Annotated in this window: 17 protein-coding genes; 11 read left to right on the forward strand and 6 right to left on the reverse strand. The window is 67.1% G+C overall.

What is annotated here, in order from left to right; translation table 11 throughout:
• Positions 1 to 31: 31 nt before the first annotated feature.
• Positions 32 to 1,336, reverse strand: a complete 1,305-nt coding sequence (locus AC0J42_RS16285; protein ID WP_473002446.1) for a Rieske 2Fe-2S domain-containing protein — start codon at positions 1,334 to 1,336, stop codon at positions 32 to 34.
• A gap of 41 nt (positions 1,337 to 1,377) precedes the next feature.
• Entirely contained in the window at positions 1,378 to 2,496 is a 1,119-nt protein-coding gene (locus tag AC0J42_RS16290; RefSeq protein WP_473002448.1) for an FAD-dependent monooxygenase, read from the reverse strand.
• A gap of 214 nt (positions 2,497 to 2,710) precedes the next feature.
• On the opposite strand from AC0J42_RS16290, the gene AC0J42_RS16295 reads away from it, so the two are divergent.
• Positions 2,711 to 3,355 carry a TetR/AcrR family transcriptional regulator gene (locus AC0J42_RS16295; RefSeq protein WP_473002450.1) on the forward strand — a complete coding sequence of 215 codons (645 nt, stop codon included), beginning with the start codon at positions 2,711 to 2,713 and terminating at the stop codon, positions 3,353 to 3,355.
• Between the two features lie 131 nt (positions 3,356 to 3,486).
• Here AC0J42_RS16295 and AC0J42_RS16300 read toward each other — a convergent pair whose 3' ends face one another.
• Positions 3,487 to 5,892 (reverse strand): membrane-bound PQQ-dependent dehydrogenase, glucose/quinate/shikimate family, encoded by a 2,406-nt coding sequence (locus AC0J42_RS16300; RefSeq protein WP_473002452.1) that lies wholly within the window; start codon positions 5,890 to 5,892, stop codon positions 3,487 to 3,489.
• Positions 5,893 to 6,018: 126 nt separating this feature from the next.
• On the opposite strand from AC0J42_RS16300, the gene AC0J42_RS16305 reads away from it, so the two are divergent.
• Positions 6,019 to 6,153 carry a hypothetical protein gene (locus AC0J42_RS16305; RefSeq protein WP_473002453.1) on the forward strand — a complete coding sequence of 45 codons (135 nt, stop codon included), beginning with the start codon at positions 6,019 to 6,021 and terminating at the stop codon, positions 6,151 to 6,153.
• A gap of 115 nt (positions 6,154 to 6,268) precedes the next feature.
• On the forward strand, positions 6,269 to 7,270 hold the full coding sequence (locus tag AC0J42_RS16310; protein WP_473002454.1) for a LacI family DNA-binding transcriptional regulator: 1,002 nt from the start codon (positions 6,269 to 6,271) through the stop codon (positions 7,268 to 7,270).
• A 10-nt stretch (positions 7,271 to 7,280) separates the two neighbouring features.
• Here AC0J42_RS16310 and AC0J42_RS16315 read toward each other — a convergent pair whose 3' ends face one another.
• Positions 7,281 to 8,780, reverse strand: a complete 1,500-nt coding sequence (locus tag AC0J42_RS16315; protein WP_416424611.1) for a CoA-acylating methylmalonate-semialdehyde dehydrogenase — start codon at positions 8,778 to 8,780, stop codon at positions 7,281 to 7,283.
• 124 nt (positions 8,781 to 8,904) lie between these two features.
• Between AC0J42_RS16315 and AC0J42_RS16320 the strand changes: the two genes are divergently transcribed.
• A complete protein-coding gene (locus AC0J42_RS16320; protein ID WP_473002456.1) occupies positions 8,905 to 9,840 on the forward strand; it encodes a LysR family transcriptional regulator in 936 nt (311 codons plus the stop codon).
• 347 nt (positions 9,841 to 10,187) lie between these two features.
• Here AC0J42_RS16320 and AC0J42_RS16325 read toward each other — a convergent pair whose 3' ends face one another.
• Both AC0J42_RS16325 and AC0J42_RS16330 read right to left on the reverse strand, forming a co-directional pair.
• Entirely contained in the window at positions 10,188 to 11,348 is a 1,161-nt protein-coding gene (locus tag AC0J42_RS16325; protein WP_473002457.1) for an L-talarate/galactarate dehydratase, read from the reverse strand.
• A 14-nt stretch (positions 11,349 to 11,362) separates the two neighbouring features.
• Complete coding sequence (locus tag AC0J42_RS16330) at positions 11,363 to 12,727, reverse strand: MFS transporter (RefSeq protein ID WP_473002458.1); 1,365 nt, start codon at positions 12,725 to 12,727, stop codon at positions 11,363 to 11,365.
• Between the two features lie 489 nt (positions 12,728 to 13,216).
• Between AC0J42_RS16330 and AC0J42_RS16335 the strand changes: the two genes are divergently transcribed.
• From AC0J42_RS16335 to AC0J42_RS16365, 7 genes are all read left to right on the forward strand, one after another.
• The gene (locus AC0J42_RS16335) at positions 13,217 to 14,284 is read left to right on the forward strand and encodes a LacI family DNA-binding transcriptional regulator (RefSeq protein ID WP_473002459.1); all 1,068 of its coding nucleotides are present in this window, start codon (positions 13,217 to 13,219) and stop codon (positions 14,282 to 14,284) included.
• 102 nt (positions 14,285 to 14,386) lie between these two features.
• Positions 14,387 to 15,307: an ABC transporter substrate-binding protein gene (locus tag AC0J42_RS16340; RefSeq protein ID WP_473002460.1), complete on the forward strand. Its 921-nt coding sequence runs from the start codon at positions 14,387 to 14,389 to the stop codon at positions 15,305 to 15,307.
• Entirely contained in the window at positions 15,304 to 16,428 is a 1,125-nt protein-coding gene (locus AC0J42_RS16345; RefSeq protein ID WP_473002461.1) for a phosphotransferase enzyme family protein, read from the forward strand. The genes AC0J42_RS16340 and AC0J42_RS16345 overlap by 4 nt, the downstream gene beginning before the upstream one ends.
• On the forward strand, positions 16,425 to 17,294 hold the full coding sequence (locus AC0J42_RS16350; RefSeq protein ID WP_473002462.1) for a sulfurtransferase: 870 nt from the start codon (positions 16,425 to 16,427) through the stop codon (positions 17,292 to 17,294). The genes AC0J42_RS16345 and AC0J42_RS16350 overlap by 4 nt, the downstream gene beginning before the upstream one ends.
• Before the next feature lie 99 nt (positions 17,295 to 17,393).
• Positions 17,394 to 19,544, forward strand: coding sequence for a TonB-dependent siderophore receptor (locus tag AC0J42_RS16355; protein WP_473002463.1), 2,151 nt, complete (start codon positions 17,394 to 17,396; stop codon positions 19,542 to 19,544).
• An 11-nt stretch (positions 19,545 to 19,555) separates the two neighbouring features.
• The gene (pnuC, locus tag AC0J42_RS16360) at positions 19,556 to 20,146 is read left to right on the forward strand and encodes a nicotinamide riboside transporter PnuC (RefSeq protein WP_473002464.1); all 591 of its coding nucleotides are present in this window, start codon (positions 19,556 to 19,558) and stop codon (positions 20,144 to 20,146) included.
• On the forward strand, positions 20,143 to 20,862 hold the full coding sequence (locus AC0J42_RS16365; protein WP_473002465.1) for a UTRA domain-containing protein: 720 nt from the start codon (positions 20,143 to 20,145) through the stop codon (positions 20,860 to 20,862). The genes pnuC and AC0J42_RS16365 overlap by 4 nt, the downstream gene beginning before the upstream one ends.
• The last annotated feature ends 2 nt before the right edge of the window (positions 20,863 to 20,864 follow it).

Raw genomic sequence — 20,864 nt, forward strand, 5'->3', positions numbered from 1 at the left:
TTCCCGGGGACGGCCCGGGAACCTGCGGTCGCTAGCGACGGCTGCCGTGCACGACAAAGAATTCCGCACCTTGCATGGCCTGCCCCACCGCCGCTTCATAGGCGGCGCGCACGTGCGGCGGCTGGCCGGCCTGGCCGAAGAAGTCCTTGAGGTATGGCCCCAGCAGCGGGTGCGCGGCCAGCTGCTCGCGGGGCAGGCCCTGAATCAGTTCGTCGCGGCAGGCCGAGGGCAGGAACACGTCGCGGTTCTGTTCGGGGTCGAGGATCAAGCCCTTGGGCACGTGCGTGGGGTCTTCGCGCAGCGCGTCCAGTTCCTCGAAGAAGCGCCGGCGCATCATCACGATGCCGCGGTCGCTCTGGCCCAGGTGTTCGCGAGTGCGGTCGGTGACCTCGCCCTGCCCCACCCACACCACGAAGTCCTGGTTGGCCACGTGGCTGGTGATCCAGCGGCCGGTGACCGGGTCCTTGATGGGCCCGTACCAGGTGGGGATTTTTTCCTGGACGTAGGGTTCCTGTTCGCTGGGCACGCGGCTGAACACCCACAGGATGCTGAGGGTGCGGTAGTCATCGATAGGCACGCGCCATTCGAAGTGGTGGCCCAGGTAAAAGCCGTTGGGCCACAGGGTCACGCGGCCGACGTTCCACATCACGTCGTCCTGGGCTTCGCCCTCGCGCAGGCGGCGGTAGACGAAACCGTGCTCGAATTCGTCGAAGGCCAGTTGCAGGTGGGTGGGCACGTAGTCGACGTCATCGCTCTGCTGGCGCAGAGTCCAGTTGTTGTGGGTCCATTCGAAGTGCACCGGGTCGATGGAGTTTTCCTGGCACTGGAACCAGTTGCACGGGATCTCGGCACAGACGACCTGCGCGAAGCCGTTCTTGTAGTTGAACAGCTCCCAATCCGGCAGCTGCGGCGCCGGTGCCGGGCCCAGGTAGGCCCACAACAGGCCGGCCTTGGCCACCACCGGGTAGGCCTTGATTCTGGTCTTGTTGCGCATGCGCCCGCTGGGGTCGCAGGTGTCCTCGTAGGGCTGGTGCAGGCAGCCGCCGCCCTGGTCGAACTGCCAGCCGTGGTAGCTGCAGCGCAGGCCAGTCTGCTCCACGTAGCCGTAGGACATGTCGGCGTTGCGGTGCGGGCAGCGGCGTTCCATCAGGCCGTAGGTGCCGCTCAAGTCCTTGTACAGCACCAGGTCTTCGCCCATCAGGGTCAGGGTCTTGATGGCCTTGTCGTCGAACTCGCTTTCGCCGGCGATGGGTTGCCAGTAGCGGCGCAGGTAGTCGCCCATGGGGGTGCCCGGGCCGACCTGGGTCAGGGTCTTGTTCTTTTCTTCACTGAGCATGGGAATGCCTCATCAGGTGTGTGCAGGGGGGTGGCAGCGGTTCAGCCCAGCGCGACGTTCCAGGCGTCGTAGCCGTAGACCCAGTCGGCGTTGCCGCCGGCCTTGAGCCACTGGTTACCGCGTGAGCCGACCTGGATCTGGCTGGCGCGTTGCAGCCGCGCCTGCTGGTAGGTGTGCAGCGCGCTGGCAAGGTCTGTATCCGGCAGGCTCAAGGCGCGGGCCAGCACTACCGCATCCTCGATGGCCTGCCCGGCGCCCTGGGCCATGAACGGCATCATCGGGTGGCAGGCGTCGCCCAGCAGCGCCAGGCGGCCCAGGGTCCAGTGCGGTAGCGGGTCGCGCTCATACAGGGCGGTCTTGAGCACTTCGTCGCAGGCGGTGAGCAAGGCCACGGCATCGGGGTGGAAGCCTGCGTAGGCGCGCTGCAGTTCGCTGACGCTGCCGCGGGTGGTCCAGCTTTCCAGGTGCCAGGTGGCCTGGGCGGTGGTGGCGAAGATGAAGATGTCGCGCCCACGGTTCAGCGGGAAGGTGACGATCTGGCTTTCAGGGTTGGGGCCCCACCATTTGGTGAAGGCCTGCAGGTCCGGCACATGGGCCAGCTTGTGCGCGGGCACCACGGCGCGGTAGGCCACCACGCCGGTAAAGCGCGGCTGCTCGGCGCCGAACATCGCGGTGCGCACGGCGGAATGGATGCCGTCGGCGCCAATCACCAGGTCAGCCTGGGCCTGGGCGCCGTCGACAAAGGTCAGGGTCACCCCGGCTGCATCCTGGGCGATGGTTTCGCAGCGCTTGGCGAACTGCACGTGCTCAAGTGGAAAGGCACCGGCCAGGGCGGCCAGCAGGTCGGCGCGGTGGATGGTCAGTTGCGGTGCGCCGTACTGCTGCTCGGCGCTGTCGCCCATGGCCAGGCGCGAGGTTTCCTCGCCGCTGTCCCACAGGCGGCTGATACGGTGACTGGGGCGCGCGGCCGGTTCACGCACGGCGGCGCCTACACCCAGGCCGTCGAGGGCGCGCACGGCATTGGGGGTCAGGTTGATGTCGGCGCCCATGCGCATGAAGGCCTGGGCCTGTTCGTAGACGCTGACGTGGTGGCCGGCGCGCTGCAGGGCTCTGGCAGCGCACAGGCCACCGATGCCGGCACCGATGATGGCAATTTTCATGGGTACTGCTCCTTTCTGGTTGACGGGAGCAGCAATGCAGAATGAATGCCATTAATTCCTTTTTTAAGGAATTAATGTAAATGCGTTATTTTTCAATCGATTAACAGGTTCCACGGGCGAAACATCCACCGGTGAAACACGGCATGCACCACCATGCTGCGCGTTGTCACTGCGCTACCCAAAAAGGTGTTCACACGGGGTATGATTGCCGCCCATGGACACTTCACCTGAAAAGAAACGACGCGGGCGCCCTGCCCACACCGCCGCCATCGGCCGGGAAGGCCTGATCGAAGCCACCCTTGGCCTGTTGCGCACTATCGCCCCCACCGACCTGACACTGCTGGACATTGCCCGGCAGGTTAATGTCGACCCGGCGCTGATCCGCTACTACTTCGGTGGCAAGGACGGCCTGCTGCGCGCCGCCACCCTGCACCTGATGGACGTGACGCAGCTGGGCGCCCAGGCGTTGGCCGAAGGCCAGGGCATCGAGACCATGCTGTACGGGCGCATTCGGCTGATCATCGACATCGGCCAACAGAACCCGCACTTCGTGCAGATGGTGCTGCGCGAGATCTACCAGGGCGACGACCCCGAGCCCGGCGCGGTGCTGGACCTGATTGCCCAGCGCGGTGTGGCGCTGAGCGCAGCCATCCTTGAGGCCCGCCCGCCTGCACCGGGCTTGCCGCTGATTGACGCGCGCATGCTGCACGTCGCGCTGGTGGGGGCGTGCACCTTCTTCGCCACGGCCCAGCCGTTGTTCGGGGTGCTGTTCAACGGCAGCAGCGATGAAGCGTTGGCCGAGCAGTATTCACGGTTTCTGACGGGGTTGTTGTTGCGCGGTATCGGCGCAGGCCCGTAGCACTTGTGGGAGCTGGCTTGGCAGAGCTGTTGGGGCCATAAAAGCTCGCTGGCAAGCCAGCTCCCACAAGAAGCAAAAAAAGGGAGGCGACCTTGCGGCGCCTCCCTTTTTGTTGCTTGCAACTGTAAGGGTTACTGCCCTTTCACCGCCCCCGGCAACGCGTAGGCAATAATGTAGTCGCCACGGTTGTCGTTAGTGCCGGTACGCGTGGCGCCGCCGACGGTGATTACCACGTACTGCTTGCCGTCACGTGCCACATAGGACATCGGTGCGCCCTGCCCGCCTACGGGCAGGCGGCCGCGCCACAGTTCCTTGCCGCTGTCGTTATCCAGCGCGCGGATGTAGTAGTCCAGGGTGCCGTGGAAGAAGGTCAGGCCGCCCTTGGTCACCAGCGGGCCACCCATGGTCGGCATGCCCAGCGGCATGTTCACGCCCGGCACGATGCCGTGCACCGGCGCGTCCTGGATGCTGCCCATCGGCACTTGCCACTTGGTCTTGCCGGTGGTGAGGTCGATGGCGGTCATGGTGCCGAACGGCGGCTTGAAGCACGGCACGCCCAGGGGCGAGACGAACATCGAGCGCTCGACGCCCCATGGCGTGCCCAGCTGTTCGGAATACTCACCCTCGGTGCTCGGCTTCAGGCCGACGCGGGCGGCTTCTTCACGCTTGATGAAGCGGCCCCACTGCGCCATGCGGATGTCGTTGACGATCAGCGTGCCGGTGGAGGCGTCGATGGCGCCGCCGCCCCAGTTGATGCCACCGTAGTAGCCTGGGTAGATCAGCGTGCGCTGGCCGTCGGTGATCGGCGTGAACTCGCCTTCCCAACGCATTTCCTTGAAGTCGATGCGGCACATCAACTGGTCAAACACGGTGGCGCCCCACATGTCCGACTCTTTCAGGCGCTCGGCGCCTACCGACAGTTGCGAGTACGGCTGGGTGGGCGAGATGTGCATGCCCGGCATGCCATCGGTGGCCACCGCGCGCTCTTCCACCGGGAACACCGGTTTGCCGTCGCGGCGGTCGAGCACGAAGATCTGCCCGCGCTTGGTCATGGCGATGATCACCGGCGTGGTGCTGCCATCCTTGCCCGGCAGATCGTAGAGGATCGGTTGCGCCGACACGTCGTAGTCGAACATGTCGTGGTTGGCGGTGCGGAAGTGCCACTTGTCGACGCCGGTTTTCACGTCGATGGCCACGATGGAATCGTTGTATTCGTCGGAGCCTTCGTGGCGGTTGCCGTTCCAGAAGTCCGGGGTCTGGTTGCCGGTGGGGATGTACACCAGGCCCAGCTTGTCGTCATAGGCGGCGGTGCCCCAGAAGTTCGGCGACTCCTTGGGGTACAGCTCGCCCTCAGGCAGCGGCACGCCACGCTTGGGGTTGCGTGCGTCCCAGGCCCACAGCAGCTCGCCGGTGCGCACGTCGAAGCCACGGGTCACGCCCGAAGGCTCGTCGGTCTTCAGGTTGTCGTTGATCTTGCCGCCCACCACTACCACATCACCGGCCACCAGCGGCGCCGAAGTCAGGTAATAGGAACCGTCGGTGTTGGGGCCGATGCCTTTCAACAGGTCGACCACGCCGTGGTCACCAAAGCTGTCGCACAGCTTGCCGGTGTCGGCGTCCAGCTCCAGCAGGCGCGCGTCGACGGTGGTGGTGACGATGCGGCGGCGGCATTCGGCGGGCTGCGCGGGGGCCGCGGCAGGCGCGATCTGGGCAGCGCTGGCGGTGGCCTTGTCGGCGTCGTAGTAACCTACGCCGCGGCAGCGTTTCCACCCCTTGTTGGACGGGGTTTCCTTGATGTGGGCGTCGAACTTCCACTTCTGCTGGCCGGTGACCGGGTCCAGCGCGAACACGTTGTTCAGCGGCGAGCACAGGTACACGGTGTCGTCGACCTTCAGCGGCGTACCCTGGTACTCGGCGCCGTTGATGGCCATGTCGCCGGTGTGGAAGGTCCAGGCCACCTGCAGGTCCTTGACGTTGGCCTTGTTGATCTGCTCGAACGGGGCAAAGCGCTCGCCATGGGTGTTGCGCCCGTAGGCGGTCCAGTCATTGCCGTCGGCCTTGCCGGCGTCCGGGGCGATGACCTTGGCGGTGGCGCCAGGCTCGGCCACCACGGTGGGGTGCGGCTGGAACATGCCGTAGGCGATACCGGCGACGCTGGCGAACAGTGCCAGGCAGATGCCAGTGCGCGGGCCAGCGGTAAGCAGGCGGCGGTTGCCGTCCAGCAGTGGCACCAGCAGGGTAACCACCAGGGCGATGACGATGAAGGTCATCAGCCGCGGCACCAGCTGCCAGAAGTCGAAGCCCACTTCCCACAGCGACCACACCAGGGTCACGGCCAGCAACGCCAGGCCCAGCCAAGCGGCCACCACCTTGCGGCGTACCAGTGCCACGCCGCACGCCACCATCAGCGCACCCGCCAGCAGGTAGTACCAACTGCCGCCCAGGGACGCCAGCTTGCCGCCGCCTGCCAACACCGCCAGCCCCAGCACCGCCAATATCAGGCCGATGGCGATGGGCACGATTTGTCTCGCTCGCATAAATATTCCCGTTTCGAGGTTCAAGAGGCGCAGCCGCGCCCACGGCGCCTGCGGACAACCCCGCCGCACCCTTGAAGAATTGATTTTCCCGAAGGCCCTGAACCAAGCAACTCAAGGCCGAAATTTATGGAAGCGCTTCCATTTTTGTTGCAAAAAAATCAGCTCGCTGGCGATAACCACATGAAAAATATGGCTGTTTGCCAGCTGCTGAATGGCGGCGAGTCTATGGGCGGGCATTCACTGCGTCAATACGCCACATGACAAAAGAGAACAATTATCATCATTCATGAATCCTGCTTCGCCCTGCCCTGGCATCCGCAGAGCCCGTGGAAATAGGTATCATGCCCGCGACAATGACCGTGAAGCCCCCTGCCCCATGAGTAAGAATTTCGTCACCCTGGACGACGTCGCCGCCGCTGCCGGCCTGAGCCGCGCGCAAGTGTCCCGGGCCCTGAGCGGCGGCCAGGGCGTGCGCGCCGAAACCCGCAAGCACGTCGACGCCATCGCCGCCCAGCTCAACTACCAGCCTAACCTGGCGGCGCGCAGCCTGGCCTCGGCGCGCTCCTCCATCGTCGGCCTGGTGATTGGCGACCTGAAGAATCCCTTCCACATCCAGCTGGCCGAAGCCGTGGACCGCGAATTGACCGACGCCGGTTTTGACCCGGTGACGTCCCTGCGCGCCGCCGAAAACCCCAAAGTCATCGCCGACCGCCTGCTGCGCCTGCGCGCCACCGGCGTGGTGATGATCGGCACGCACCACACCACCAGGGCCATCGCCGACATTGCCGAGCAGATGCCCTGCGTGTACATCGGCAGCAAGCGCATCAACCACCCCCGCGTCACCGCCATTGCCGTGGACGACGAGTCCGGCGTGCGCCAGGCCATGGCGCACCTGTTGGCGCTGGGGCACCGGCGTATCGTCAACCTGGGCGGCAGCAGCATCGAAGCCTCGGCGCGCCAGCGCACCAAGGTCTACAGCGAAGTAATGGAAGCTGCCGGGCTGCTGCCGGTGTCGTTTCCCGGCTTCCATGACGCCGCCTCCGGGCGACGCGGCGTGGACCTGGCGTTCGCCGACGGCCAGCGGCCCACGGCTATTTTCGCCTCCAACGACTGCATCGCCCTGGGCGCCATCGACCGCCTGAAAAGCATGGGGCTGTCGGTGCCGGAGGACGTGTCGGTAATCGGTTTCGATGATATTCCCGATGCCGGGACAGAGGTGTTCTCGCTGTCCACCATCCGCCAGGACTGCGACCAGCAGGCCAAGGCCTCGGTGGCGGCGCTGAAGGCCATCCTGGAAGGCGGAAAGGAGGTGGTGCGCCAACGCATCATGCCGGTGACCATGGTGGTGCGCAGGTCCACCACGGCCCCGGCCGCTTGACGCTAGTGGCTCATTTGGAGACGGGCATGGCGAACTCGGCGCCCTGCTCGATGCTTTCCGACCAGCGCTGCATGATCGACTTCTGCTTGGTGTAGAAGCGCACGCCTTCGGTGCCGTAGGCATGCATGTCGCCGAACAGGCTCTTCTTCCAGCCACCGAAGCCGTGCCAGGCCATGGGCACTGGGATCGGCACGTTGATGCCGACCATGCCCACCTCGATGCGCCGGGCGAACTCGCGGGCGATGTTGCCGTCACGGGTGAAGCAGCTGACGCCGTTGCCGAACTCGTGGGCGTTGACCAGTTGCAGCGCTTCGGCGAAATCGCGCACGCGCACGCAGGCCAGCACCGGGCCGAAGATTTCCTCGCGGTAGATGCTCATCTCCGGGGTCACGTGGTCGAACAGCGTGGCGCCCAGCCAGAAGCCGTTTTCCAGCCCCGACTCGCCAGGCCTGTAGTCGCGGCCATCGAGCAACAGCTGTGCGCCCGCCTCCACGCCCTGGCCGATGTAGCCCTTGATGCGCTCCAGCGCGGCGCGGGAAACGATGGGGCCCATCTCGGCCTTGAGGTCGCGGCCGTCGGTGATGCGCAGTTCACGGGCGCGCTGGGTCAGGGCGGCGACCACCTTGTCACCGACGTCACCCACCAGCACCGCCACTGAGATGGCCATGCAACGCTCGCCGGCACTGCCGTAGGCGGCGCCCATCAGCGCATCGACTGTGCGGTCTATATCGGCGTCAGGCATCACCACCATGTGGTTCTTGGCCCCGCCCAGGCCCTGCACGCGCTTGCCGTGGCGGGCGCCGGTCTCGTAGATGTACTGGGCGATGGGCGTCGAGCCGACGAAGCTGATGGCGCGCACGTCGGGGTTTTCCAGCAGCGCGTCGACCGCTTCCTTGTCGCCCTGCACCACGTTGAACACGCCCTTGGGCAGGCCGGCTTCACGCAGCAGCTCGGCCATGAACAGCGAGGCGCTCGGGTCGGTGGGGCTGGGCTTGAGGATGAAGGTGTTGCCGGCGGCGATGGCGATCGGGTACATCCACATGGGCACCATCACCGGGAAGTTGAACGGCGTGATGCCGGCCACCACGCCCAGGGCCTGGCGCATGGTCCAGTTGTCCATGCCGCGCGAGACCTGGTCGGAGTGCTCGCCCTTGAGCAGGTGTGGGATGCCGCAGGCAAACTCGAGGATGTCGATGCCGCGGTCCACTTCGCCCTGGGCGTCGGTAAACACCTTGCCGTGCTCGGCGACGATGATGTGCGCCAGTTCGTCCTTGCGCTCGCGCAGCAGGTGCAAGTACTGGAACAGCACGCGGGCACGGCGGATGGGCGCGGTCTCGCTCCAGTCGCTGAAGGCGGCCTGGGCGGCGGCGACGGCTTCGTCGACGGTCTGCCGGCTGGCCAGCGCCACGCGGCCGGTGACGGCGCCGGTGGCCGGGTTGTAGACGTCCTGGTAGCGGTCATCGCGCGACACGCGCTGGTCGTTGATGTAGTGCTCGATGGTGGTGGTCATGGCAGGTGATCCTGGGTGAGGGACAAGGCTGGCAGCCCGCGTTGAATACACCTTAGGCTTTCACTTTGTTCCAGACCAGAGCAGAATCCAGAACTGATTGTCCACACAGGCGAACAATACCCTCATGGAAAAGTCCGAGATCGAAGGCTTGTGGACGCACATCCACTGGCTGTCGGTGCTGGAGGAACACGGCACCTACACCGCCGCCGCAGCGCGCCTGGGGGTGAGCAAATCGGCGGTGAGCCAGCGTATCAGCGACCTGGAAAAGGCCACCGGCACGCGCCTGGTCACCCGCACCACGCGCAGCGTGCGCCTGACCGACGCCGGCCAGTCGCTGACCCGCGAGGTGCGCAGCGCCTACGAGCACATTGCCCGCAGTTTTTCCTCGGTGCGTGATTCGGCCGGCGAGATTCGCGGCCTGGTGCGCCTGACCGCGCCGGTGGCGTTCGCCCGCCAGCAGCTGGTGCCGCACCTGTCGGGGTTCCTGCGCCAGTACCCGCAGGTGCGCATCCAGCTGGACGTGTCCGACGCCCTGAGTTCGCTGGCCGCCGAGGGTTACGACCTGGCCGTGCGCCACGGCTTCCAGGTGCCCGAAACCCATGTGGCGTGGAAGCTGTGCGACACCCATTCGGTGCTGGTGGCCACCCGCGATTACCTGCAACGCGAGGGCCAGCCCCATGACCCCGCGGCGCTGGCCGGGCACAACTGCCTGTACTACCCGCGCGGGGCCGACCAGCCGGCCTGGACCTTCGAACACGCCAGGGGCGGCGAGCGCGTCACCGTGCCGATCGCCGGCAGCTTCGCCACCAACAACAGCGAAGCCCTGCGCGACGCCGCCCTCAACCACCTGGGCATCGCCCTGCTGCCGGACTTCAGCGCCCAGGCGGCGTTGAACGCCGGCACGCTGATACACGTGCTCAAGGACTGGACGCTGAAAGGCGCCTTCGCCGACGAAATCTACCTGATACGCCCGTATTCGCCCCACGTGCCGAAGTCGGTGACGGCGTTGGTGGCGTACCTCAAGGCGCGGCTGGCGGGCGGCTTCACCGCCAGGGCGTAGCAGCGGCGGGGCGGCCATCCGCCGTGGGCCTGATGCACTGCGGTCGCAAGACGCAGCCTGCGGCAGCTGCTACGCGGGTTCGGTGTAGCCCTTATTCGGTGCACACCGGAGCCTGTAGCAGCGGCCGCAGGCCGCGTCCGAACACACCGCATATCCCCCGGCACGCAGCCTGGCGGCAGCTACGCGAATGCGTATACCCCTTAGATCGCGTCGACTGCATCGCGGCCAAGGCCGGCTCCTACCACGAACGGTGTAGGAGCCGACTTTAGTCGCGATGCAGGCAACGCAGTTTCAAGACCTGAGAACGCGTCACAGACGCCACGCTTCGAGAGGCACGGCGCAGGCATTCAGGGCCGCTTGCCGACCTCCACCTGCTGGGCGGTCCAGGCTTTGACCTGCTCGCTCAGGCTCAGCCCCAGGCCGGGGCGCTTGGGCACCAGCATGCGGCCGTCGCGGGTTTCCAGGCGTTCGTTGAACAGCGGCTCCAGCCACTCGAAGTGCTCCACCCAAGGCTCGGTCGGGTAAGCAGCGGCCAGGTGCACGTGCAGCTCCATGGCGAAATGCGGCGCCAGCATCAGCCCGGCCTGCTCGGCCATGGCCGCCACCTTCAGGTAGGGGGTGATGCCGCCCACGCGCGGCGCGTCGGGCATCAGGAAGTCGGCGCCGCGCAGCTTGATGAACTCGGCGTGCTCGGCAACGCTGGTGAGCATCTCGCCGGTGGCGATGGGCGTGTCGAACTGCTGCGCCAGGGCGGCGTGGCCTTCGGCGTCGTAGCAGTCCAGCGGCTCCTCGATCCAGACCAGGTTGTAGGGCTCGAACTGCCGGCACATGCGCTGGGCGGTGGGCCGGTCCCACTGCTGGTTGGCGTCGACCATCAGCGGGAATTTGTCACCCAGGTGGCGGCGCACGGTGCTGACGCGTTCGATGTCGATGGCGCAGTCCGGCTGGCCGACCTTGAGCTTGATGCCGCCGATGCCCTTTTCGCGGGACAGGTCGGTGTTCTTCAGCAACTGGTCCAGCGGCGTGTGCAGGAAGCCGCCGGAGGTGTTGTAGCAGCGCACGCTGTCGCGTTGGGCACCCAGCAGGCGCGCCAGCGACAGGTTGGCCCGCTTGGCCTTGAGGTCCCACAGGGCCACGTCAAAGGCGCCGATGGCCTGGGTGGACAAGCCGCTGCGGCCCACCGAGGCACCGGCCCAGCACAGCTTGGTCCACAGCTTGGCGATGTCACTGGGGTTTTCGCCGAGTAGCGCCGGGGCGATCTCCTGGGCGTGGGCGAACTGCCCCGGCCCCCCTGCCCGCTTCGAATAGCTGAAACCCAGGCCGCGGTGGCCATCCTTGGTCTCGATCTCGGCGAACAGCATGGCGATCTCGGTCATCGGCTTCTGCCGCCCGGTGAGCACCTTGGCGTCACTGATGGGGTTGGCCAGCGGCAGGAACACCGAGGACACGCGCACCCAGGCAATGGCGTCGTCGTCACCGGTGGGCAAAGCTTGTTGTTGTGTGAGCATGAGCGCTCTCCTTGTTAACGGGACAGGGAAGAATCGGGGGTGGCCGCAGGCGTGGCCCGGGGCTGCGGTTCGGCGAAGTCATCGAGGTCCAGGCGCTTGAGCGGCCCGACGATGAACAGGTAGGCGAAGGCGCCCAACAGGCCCATGGCGGCCACGTACATCAGCGCCACGTCGAAGGAGCCCAGTTGGTTGATCATCACGCCGATGGCGATGGGCGTGACGATGCTGGCCAGGTTGCCGCAGAAGTTGAACATGGCGCCGCTGATGCCCATGGCCCGGGCCGGTGACACGTCGCCGACGATGCACCAGCCCAGGTTGCCGACGCCCTTGGCGAAGAACGCCAGGGACATCACCGCGATCACCACGGTGAGCGAGGCGCTGTAGTTGGCGACGACGATGCTGCTGGACAGCAGCAGGCCGCAGATGATCGGGGTCTTGCGCGCGGCGGTGAGGCTGAAGCCCTTGCGCAGCATCCAGTCCGACCACACGCCGCCCACTACCCCGCCCAGGCAGCCGGCGACGGGCGGGATGGCCGCTACCAGGCCGACCTTGAGCAGGGTCATGCCCTTGGCTTCGATCAGGTAGGTGGGGAACCAGGTCAGGAAGAACCAGGTGATGGAGGTGAGGCAGAACTGGCCCAGGTAGATCCCGGCCATCATGCGGTTGGCGCCGATGGCCTTGACGCGCTGCCAGCTGAACGGGGTCTTCACGTCGCCGATGGTGGGCAGGCCGCCACCGGCCTCGATGTAGTCGATCTCGGCCTGGTTGACGCGGTGGTCCTTGCGCGGCTCGCGCACCAGGCGGAACCAGGCCAGGCCAATGGCGATGCCGGCAAGGCCGGTGACCCAGAACACATGCTGCCAGCCCCAGGTGCTGACCAGCCACACCATCAGCGGCGTGAACGCCGCCAGGGCGAAATACTGCGCCGACTGGAACACCGCCGTGGCCAGGCCACGCTCCTGGCGCGGGAACCACATCACCGTCAGGCGGTTGTTGGCCGGGAACGCCGGGGCCTCGGCCACGCCCATCAAGAAGCGCAGGCCGAACAGCACCAGGAACGCCGAGGTGAAGTAGTCGACGTAGCCCTGCAGGAAGGTCAGCGTCGACCACAGGATCAGGCTGGCGCCCAGCACCACCCGCGAACCATAGCGATCGAGGATCACCCCGCCCGGCAACTGCATGGCGGTGTAGGCCCACCCGAAGGCGGAAAAGGCGATGCCCATGGTCATGGCGTCGAAGCCCAGGTCGCCGCGCATGCTCGGGGCGGCGATGGACAGCGTGGCGCGGTCGACGTAGTTGAACACTGTGACGATGAAAATCAGCGTCAGGATCAGGTAGCGGACGCGGGTCCTGGCGACGGGGGGCGTGGCTGGGTTCACTTGTTATTTTCCTTGTTGTGAGTGGTGCGGTGGATCGGTGCGAGCTCCTTTGATACAAAAATGATTGCGCAATCATCTGCACTTATAAAATACACTGATTGCGCAATCATGCAACGGCTATCCGTCAGGCACAGGTACGTTGCAACCAACGTAGGAGCCGACCTTGGTCGCGATCAACAAACGCCGACCTGTAGCCGCAGCCGTCAGGCTGCGCTGGCCGGTGTGAACCCCGCAAGTCTTCAGGCCAGCGCAGCCTACGGCAGCGGCTACGCGAGGTTTGGTGTGACCCCGGGGGTGCACGTCGTGATTGCTGGGGCGGCCTTTAGATCGAGCGCCGCCCGCGCGGCGCATCGCGACCAAGGTCGGCTCCTACATCGATTGCAACGTGCCATGGCCTGTGGGGTTGGTGTTGGCAGCCGTTGTGTAAGCGACATCAAAGGTGTGTGGGTTAAGATATCTCCCCCTCCCCACCGTAGACCCGCCCCCCTGATGGCCAAGAAGTCGAACAAGGACCTTTCACTTTCCGCCAGCGGCGCCGCCGGCGTACCCGGCTACACGTTGATCGACGTGGCACGCGTGGCCGGCGTCTCGCCCATTACCGTGTCGCGCGCCCTGCACCGCCCCGAGCTGGTCAGCGAGCGCACCCGCGACAAGGTGCGCGAGGCCGCGCGGGCCATGGGCTACGTGCCGAACATGCTGGCCGGCGGGCTGGCCACCAACAAAAGCCGGCTGGTGGCGATTTTCCTGCCCACCATTGCCAACTCGATCTTCGCCGACACCGTGCAGGCGGTGATGGACCGCCTCACCGCCGCCGGTTATCAGACCCTGATCGGCCTCACCGGCTACAGCGCCGAGCAGGAAGAAGCGCTGCTGGAAGCCGTGCTGGGCCGGCGCCCCGACGGCATCGTGCTGACCGGCACCCTGCACACCGAGGCCAGCCGCCAGCGCCTGGCGTCGGCGCGCATTCCGGTGGTGGAAGCCTGGGATTTGAGCGAGGCGCCCATCGACATGCTGGTGGGCTTTTCCCACGAACAGGTGGGCGTGGGCATCGCCCGCAACCTGCTGGGCAAAGGCTACCGGCGCTTCGCCGTGGTGACCCTCGACGACCCGCGTGGGCTGCGCCGCGTGGCCAGCCTGAAAGCCGAGCTGCAGGCCCACGGCATCACCGACACGCCCACCGAAATACTCCCCGCTCCCGCCACCCTGGCCTCCGGCCGCCTGGGCCTGCAGGGCCTGCTGGACAAGGGCCATGACCCGCAGGTGGTGGTGTGCAGCTCGGACACCATTGCCCAGGGCGTGCTGGCGGAGGCGGCCAGCCGCGGCCTTCGCGTGCCGGAAGACCTGGCGGTGATGGGCTTCGGCGACCTGAGCAGTGCTGCCCACGTGCACCCGCCGCTGTCCACCGTACAGGTGAACGGCGCGTTGATCGGCCAACAGGTGGCCGAGGCGTTGCTGGCACGGTTGCGCGCCACGCCAGGCACCGAGGCGGCGGCGCCGGTGTGCATTGATACGGGGTTCAGCATCATTGACCGGCAGAGCACGCGCGAGATCGGTTAGCCGCCATTTGCGTCTAAGCATAATGCTATTGGGTATTTGGTATATACCAAATACCCGATTATAAAGGGCCATCACTTCACAGCGAACAAGGCCTACCCCTCCATGCTGCCACTGCGGATCATGCTCGAATACTTCCACCCCTGGCCCAACTCGGCCGGCTTCTACCTGGCGCGTGAACGCGGCTGGTACGCCGACGCCGGCCTTAACGTGGAGTTGTGCGTGCCCGACCCCGAGCGTGGCGACAGCCTGCAGCACCTGCTGGACGGCGCGGTACAGTTGAGCGTGTTCCCCAGCAACCGCCTGCTGGTGCGCCGCGACCAGGGCCAGCCGCTGAAGGGCGTGGCGGCCATCAACCATGACGGCCTGGAGGCCTTCCAGACCCTGCGCGAATTTGACATCCAGCGCCCCCGCGACCTGATGGGCAAGCGCCTGGCCATGAACCCCACCCCGCGCGGGCTGGCCATGGTGCGCGACCTGGTGCGCCAGGACGGTGGCGACCCGGACGCGGTGATCATCGTCGATGCCGGCGCCCGCGAGCTGCGCCCCGAGGAGCTGGCCGCCGGCGTGGCCGATGCCAGCTTCGGTGGCTACTGGGCCTGGGAGGCGCTGATGGACAGCCCGGTGGCGGCCGAACGCCGGGTGGTGCACCGCGTCAGCCAGTGGGGTGCGCCGGCCTACCACAGCTACCTGCTGGGTGCCCGCGAAGACTGGATTGCCGCTAACCCGCAGGTGCTGCGCGCTTTCCTTGCCGCCACTACGCGCGGCTTTGAAAGCGTCGCTGCCGAACCGCAACTGGCGCGCCAGGCGTACGAGCGGGTGATTCCCTATTTCCCCGGCGCCCTGATCGAGCAGTCGCTGAGCCACATCGCCCCCACCTGGCTGCACCAGGGCCGCTTTGGCCAGCAGCGCCAGGCGCTGCTGGAACCCTATGCCCACTGGCTGCACCAGCATGGCATCCTGACGCAGCCCGATGCCTGGGCCAACGCCACCACCAACGAGTACCTGCCCGGGGAGGCGCGATGAGCCAACTGCTGCACAGCCATGGCCTGGCCGGCGAAATAGTCGCGCCGGTATGGGCGCCGCTGACCGAGGCCGAGTTGCAACCGCTGCTGGCCCACTACCCGCAACTGGGCACCCTGCAGCGCATCGACTGGCACAGCCCGCGGCCCTTCTCCGCCGCCGCGCTGGTCAGCACCGCCCAGGGCCAGTGGTTCGTCAAACGCCATTGCCATCAGGTGCGTTCGCAGCCTTGGCTGGCGGAAGAACACCGTTTCATCCAGCACCTGCGCCGCCATGGCGTACCCGCCCCGGACGTGCAGGTGAACAGCCAAGGCGCCACGACCATCGGCCACGGGCCGTGGACCTATGAGGTGCACGCGCGCTCGGCGGGTGACGACCTGTACCGCGACGCGCAATCCTGGTCGCCGTTCCACAGCCCAGCCCATGCCCACGCAGCCGGCACGGCGCTGGCCCGCCTGCACCTGGCCGCAGCAGGTTTCGACGCCGCGCCACGCCAGGCCAGCGTGCTCACCAGCCGCTGCCACGCCTTCACCCAGCCCGACCCGCTGGCCGTGCTGGCCGGGCAAATAGCCAACAGCCCGGCGCTGAGCCGCTACCTGGCCCACCGCGACTGGCGCAGCGAACTGGCCGACGCCCTGCTGCCCGCCCATGCCGCGCTGCTGCCGCACCTGGCCAGCCAGGCGCCCCTGTGGACCCACAACGACTGGCACGCCTCGAACCTGCTGTGGGCTAACGGCGAGGTGCGCAGCGTGCTCGACTTCGGCCTGTGCGACCGCACCTTCGCCCTCTACGACCTGGCCACCGCGCTGGAGCGCAACGCCATTCCCTGGCTGGACCTGGACGCAGGCGGCGTGGCCCGCGCCGACCTGGCCACGGTGGACGCCCTGCTGGGCGGCTACACCAGCGTGCGCCCGCTGTCACCGGCCGACCTGCAGGCGTTGGCCGCCTGGCTGCCGCTGGTGCACGCCGATTTCGCCGTGTCCGAAACCGAATACTTCGCCGGCATCCTCGACGACCGCGCCAGCGCCGACATCGCCTGGGACGACTACCTGTTGCGCCATGCGGTGTGGTTCCAGGGCAGCGAAGGCCAGCGCCTGATCGAACACCTGCGAGGCGGCTCATGAACCGCTTGCTGGTAGACCCGACCTGGCTGGCAGAACAGTTGAACGCCGGCGACCTGGTGCTGCTGGACGCCACCGTGGACCTGCGCGCGCCGCGCTTCGACGGTGACTACCAGGCCTTCAGCGGCGAACCCGGCTGGCGCGCCGCGCACATTCCCGGCGCCCGCCACGCCGACCTGCTCGAGCGCCTGCACGACGCCCAGGCCCACTACAGCTTCGCCATGCCACCGCTGCCGCAGCTGGCTAGCGAGTTACAGGCCCTGGGCGTCGGCCAGCACAGCCGCGTGGTGATCTACGACCGCAGCGACGGCTTCTGGGCGGCGCGGTTGTGGTGGATGCTGCGCAGCGTCGGCCTGGCAGCGGCGATTCTGGACGGTGGCCTGAACGCCTGGCGCCAGGCCAGCCTGCCGCTGGCCAGCGGCGCCGCCAACACCCCCGGGGCTGCAACGCCAGCGACCTTGCACATGCAGCCCGGCCACTGGGCCAGCCTGGAACAGGTGCAGGCGGTGAGCGAGGGCCGCAGCCCTGGCCACCTGATCTGCGCCCTGGGCCAGGCCGTGTTCGACGGCAGCGCCGCCACCCGCTACAGCCGCCGCGGGCACATTCCCAACAGCCGCAACCGCCCGGCGCGGCAGCTGTTCGACGCCAGCGGGCGCTACCACCCTGCCCCCCTGCTGCGCCAAGCCCTGGCGGTGGACGCCTTGCCCGAACGGCTGCTGCTGTACTGCGGTGGCGGCATCTCCGCTGCCGCCACGGCCTTCGCCCTGGCGTTGCTGGGGCGCCACGACGTCACCCTGTTTGACGGCTCGCTGCAGCAATGGAGCGCCGACCCTGCCTTGCCAATGACCACCGGAGCAGCTCCGGCCTGAAAAACCAATAGGTCAGGTAATGACCCGTGCGCGTGGCTTTACCGCCCCGCGCAGGGTAGCCTGCACCCAAAAAAATCATGCGCGACAAGGAGCTGCCCCATGTTTCCCCCTATTCCCTTCCGGGCCCGTGTGCTGGCGACGAGCATTGCCCTCGCCTCGCCGTGGGTGGCCGCGGAAGAACCGACGACGCTGAGCGCCGTCACCGTCACCGGTGACGCGCCCGACAGCTACCGGGCCGATCATGCCTCGGTCACCGGCCTCAGCGATACGCCGCTGCTGGACACCCCTGCCGCCGTGTCGGTGTTCAACGCGCAACTGCTGCAAGACCAGCAGGTGCGCCTGCTCAGCGAAGTGCTGCGCAACGACGCCGCCGTGGGCGACAGCTACGCGCCCATTGGCTACTACGAGAACTTCGTGGTGCGCGGCTTTTCCCTGAACGCCGCCAGCAGCTACAAGATCAACGGCCGCACCATCACTGGCGAGCAGAACGTGGCGCTGGAGAACAAGGAGCAGGTGGAAGTGCTCAAGGGCCTGGCCGGCCTGCAAAGCGGCGTCAGCGAACCGGGCGGGGTCATCAATTACCAGACCAAGCGCCCCACCGACGTGCGCTCGGTGACCGTTTCCACCGACGAGCACGGCGGCCGCTACCTGGCCACCGACCTGGGCACCTGGTTCGGCAGCGAGCAGCAGTTCGGCATCCGGACCAACCTGGCCCACGAGGACATTCGTTCCTACGTCGACCACGCCGACGGCAGCCGCGACTTCGGCTCGGTGGCCTTCGACTGGAACATCGACCCACGCTCCAGCCTGCAGCTGGACGTTGAATACCAGCACCGCGAACAACGCTCGGTGCCCGGCTACCAGTTGCTGGGCGGCACCGAGGTGCCCCACCACGCCGACCCGCACGACCTGCTGGGCTACCAGAGCTGGTCGAACCCGGTGGGCATCACGTCGCTGAACATGGAAGGCCGCTACCGCTACCAGCTGACCGATGACTGGAGCACGCAACTGAGCCTGTCGCGCAGCCGGGTGATCATCGACGACTACAGCGCCTTCCCCTATGGCTGCTACTACGGCGCCGGCTGCACGGCCACCACCAGTTCGTTCAGCAGCAGCGGCGATTACGACATCTACGACTACCGCAACCCCGACGACACCCGCCGCAACGACGAGGCCGAGGCCTCGCTGAGCGGCGCGTTCAACGCCTTCGGCCTGCGCAACGAACTGGACCTGGGCGTCAGCGCGTTCCGCCGTACGGTGGACCAGCGCGACGCCATCAACGAGTACGTGGGCAGCGGCAACATCGGCGCCACGCCGCCCACCTACGCACCCTACGACGGCAGCCTGAACCACACCTACCGTCACCTCGACAGCCGCCAGTACGGCCTGTTCATCAACGACCGCCTGCACCTCAACGAACAGTGGCAGCTGGTGCTGGGCGGCCGCGAGGTGCGCCTGGACGAAAAGGCCTTCGACGCCGACGGCACCACCACGCGCCATACGCAGATGTGGGAGTTCCTGCCCAACCTGGCGGTGGTCTACAAGCCCACCGACGACCTGTCGCTGTACACCCGCTACAGCAAGGGCCTGTCCCTGGGCAGCGAGGCGTCGTGGTTCGCCAGCAACGCCGGCGAGACCCTGGCGCCGACGATCTCGCGGCAGCTGGAAGTGGGCATCAAGCAGGACTGGCAACGCCTGAGCCTGGGCGCGGCGCTGTTCCAGATCACCCAGGCCTACCAGTTCCCGCGGCCCAACGGCGACGGCACCTTCACCTACGTGCAACAGGGCAAGCAGAAGAACATCGGCCTGGAGCTGACCGCCAGCGGCCGCGCCACCGAGCGCCTGCAGCTCAACGCCAGCGTCGCCGCCACCCGCGCGCGGGTCACCGACAGCGGCGTGGACGCCTACGAAGGCCACCAGGCCATCAACGTGCCCACCCTGCGCGCCAGCTTCTACGGCGACTACAGCGTGCCAGGCATCGACGGCCTGGCGCTGCTGGGCGGCGTGCAGTACAGCGGCAAGAAATACGCGAACCGCGAAGGCACGGTGCAGGTCGGCGATTACGCGGTGTTCAACGCCGGCAGCCGCTACACCACGCGCATCGAAGGGTACGATACGGTGTTTCGCCTGAGCGTCGACAACCTGTTCGACAAGCGCTACTGGCGCGACGTGGGCGAATACGCCGGCGACGACTACCTGTTCCTGGGCGCCCCGCGTACCGCGCGGCTGTCCGCCACCGTCAACTTCTAAGGGCTGCAACCATGTCGAACCTGGAAATACTCGCGGTCATCGTCAACGTCCTCGGCGTCTGGCTGACCGCCCGCCGCACTCCCTGGTGCTGGCCCGTGGGCGTAGTGGCGGTGCTGCTTTACGTGTGGATTTTCTATGACGTGAAGCTGTACTCGGACATGCTGCTGCAGGTGCTGTTCGCCGGCCTGCAGGGCTACGGCTGGTGGCGCTGGCGCACTGGGCGCCTGGCCCAGGGCAAGGTGCGCATCGAGCCGCTGCCGGCGCGCGTGGCGCTGTTGAGCCTGGTGGCCGGCGCCGTGCTGTCGGTGCTGCTGGGCACGGCCATGGCGCACTTCACCGACGCCGCCGTGCCGTGGCTGGACGCCACCCTCACCGGCTACAGCCTGGTGGCCAGCTACTGGGCGGCGCGCAAGTTCGTCGCCAATTGGTGGCTGTGGATCGTCCTGGATGCGGTGTACACCGGCCTGTACTACTACAAGGAACTGCCGCTGACCGCGGTGCTGTACGCCGGCTTCATCGTGCTGGCGGTGTATGGCCTGCGCGCCTGGCAGCGTGACCTGGCGCAGCAGCCGCGCGAAGCGGCGCAGCAGGCCCTGGCATGAGCATCCGCCCCGCCCAGGCCCAGTACCTGCGCATTGGCGAGCAGCTGGCCGAGGACATCGCCAACGGCCGCCTGGCGCCGGGCGCGCGCCTGGCCACCGAACGCGACATGGCCGCGCAGTTCGGCTGCACCCGCGTCACCCTGCGCCAGGCACTGCAGCGCCTGGAGGCCCAGGGCGCGTTGTACCGCGGCCACCGGCGCGGCTGGTTCGTGTCGCCGGTGCCCATCCGCTACGACCCCACGCGCATCACCGGCTTCATGGATTACGTCAGCGCCCAGGGCCGCGAGCCGCGCACCGAGTGCCTGCTGGCCGAGCTGCGTGCGGCCGATGCCTGGCTGGCCCAGCGCATGCAGGTAGCCGTCGGTGAGCCGTTGTACCAGCTGCAGCGGCGGCGCTGGGTGGACGGCCGCCCGGTGCTGCTGGAGACCAACGTGCTGAACCCCAGCGCCTGCCCTGGCCTGCTCGACCAGCGCCTGGACGGTTCGCTGACCGCCCTGCTGCGCGACCATTACGGCCGCCAGCAGGCACGCAGCCAGATCAGCCTCAAGCCGTGCCTGCTGGACGAGGAACAGAGCGAACGGCTGGAGATTGCCAGCGGCTCCAGCGGGTTGTACCTGGAGCGGCTGTGCTTTGACGAGGACAGCAACGTGGTGGAACTGGACCTGGAATTCTGGCGCCCGGATGCAGTGGAAGTGACGCTGGCGGTGGGGGGGTGATC

The organism is Pseudomonas sp. Tav-5-1A (genome assembly GCF_055755055.1).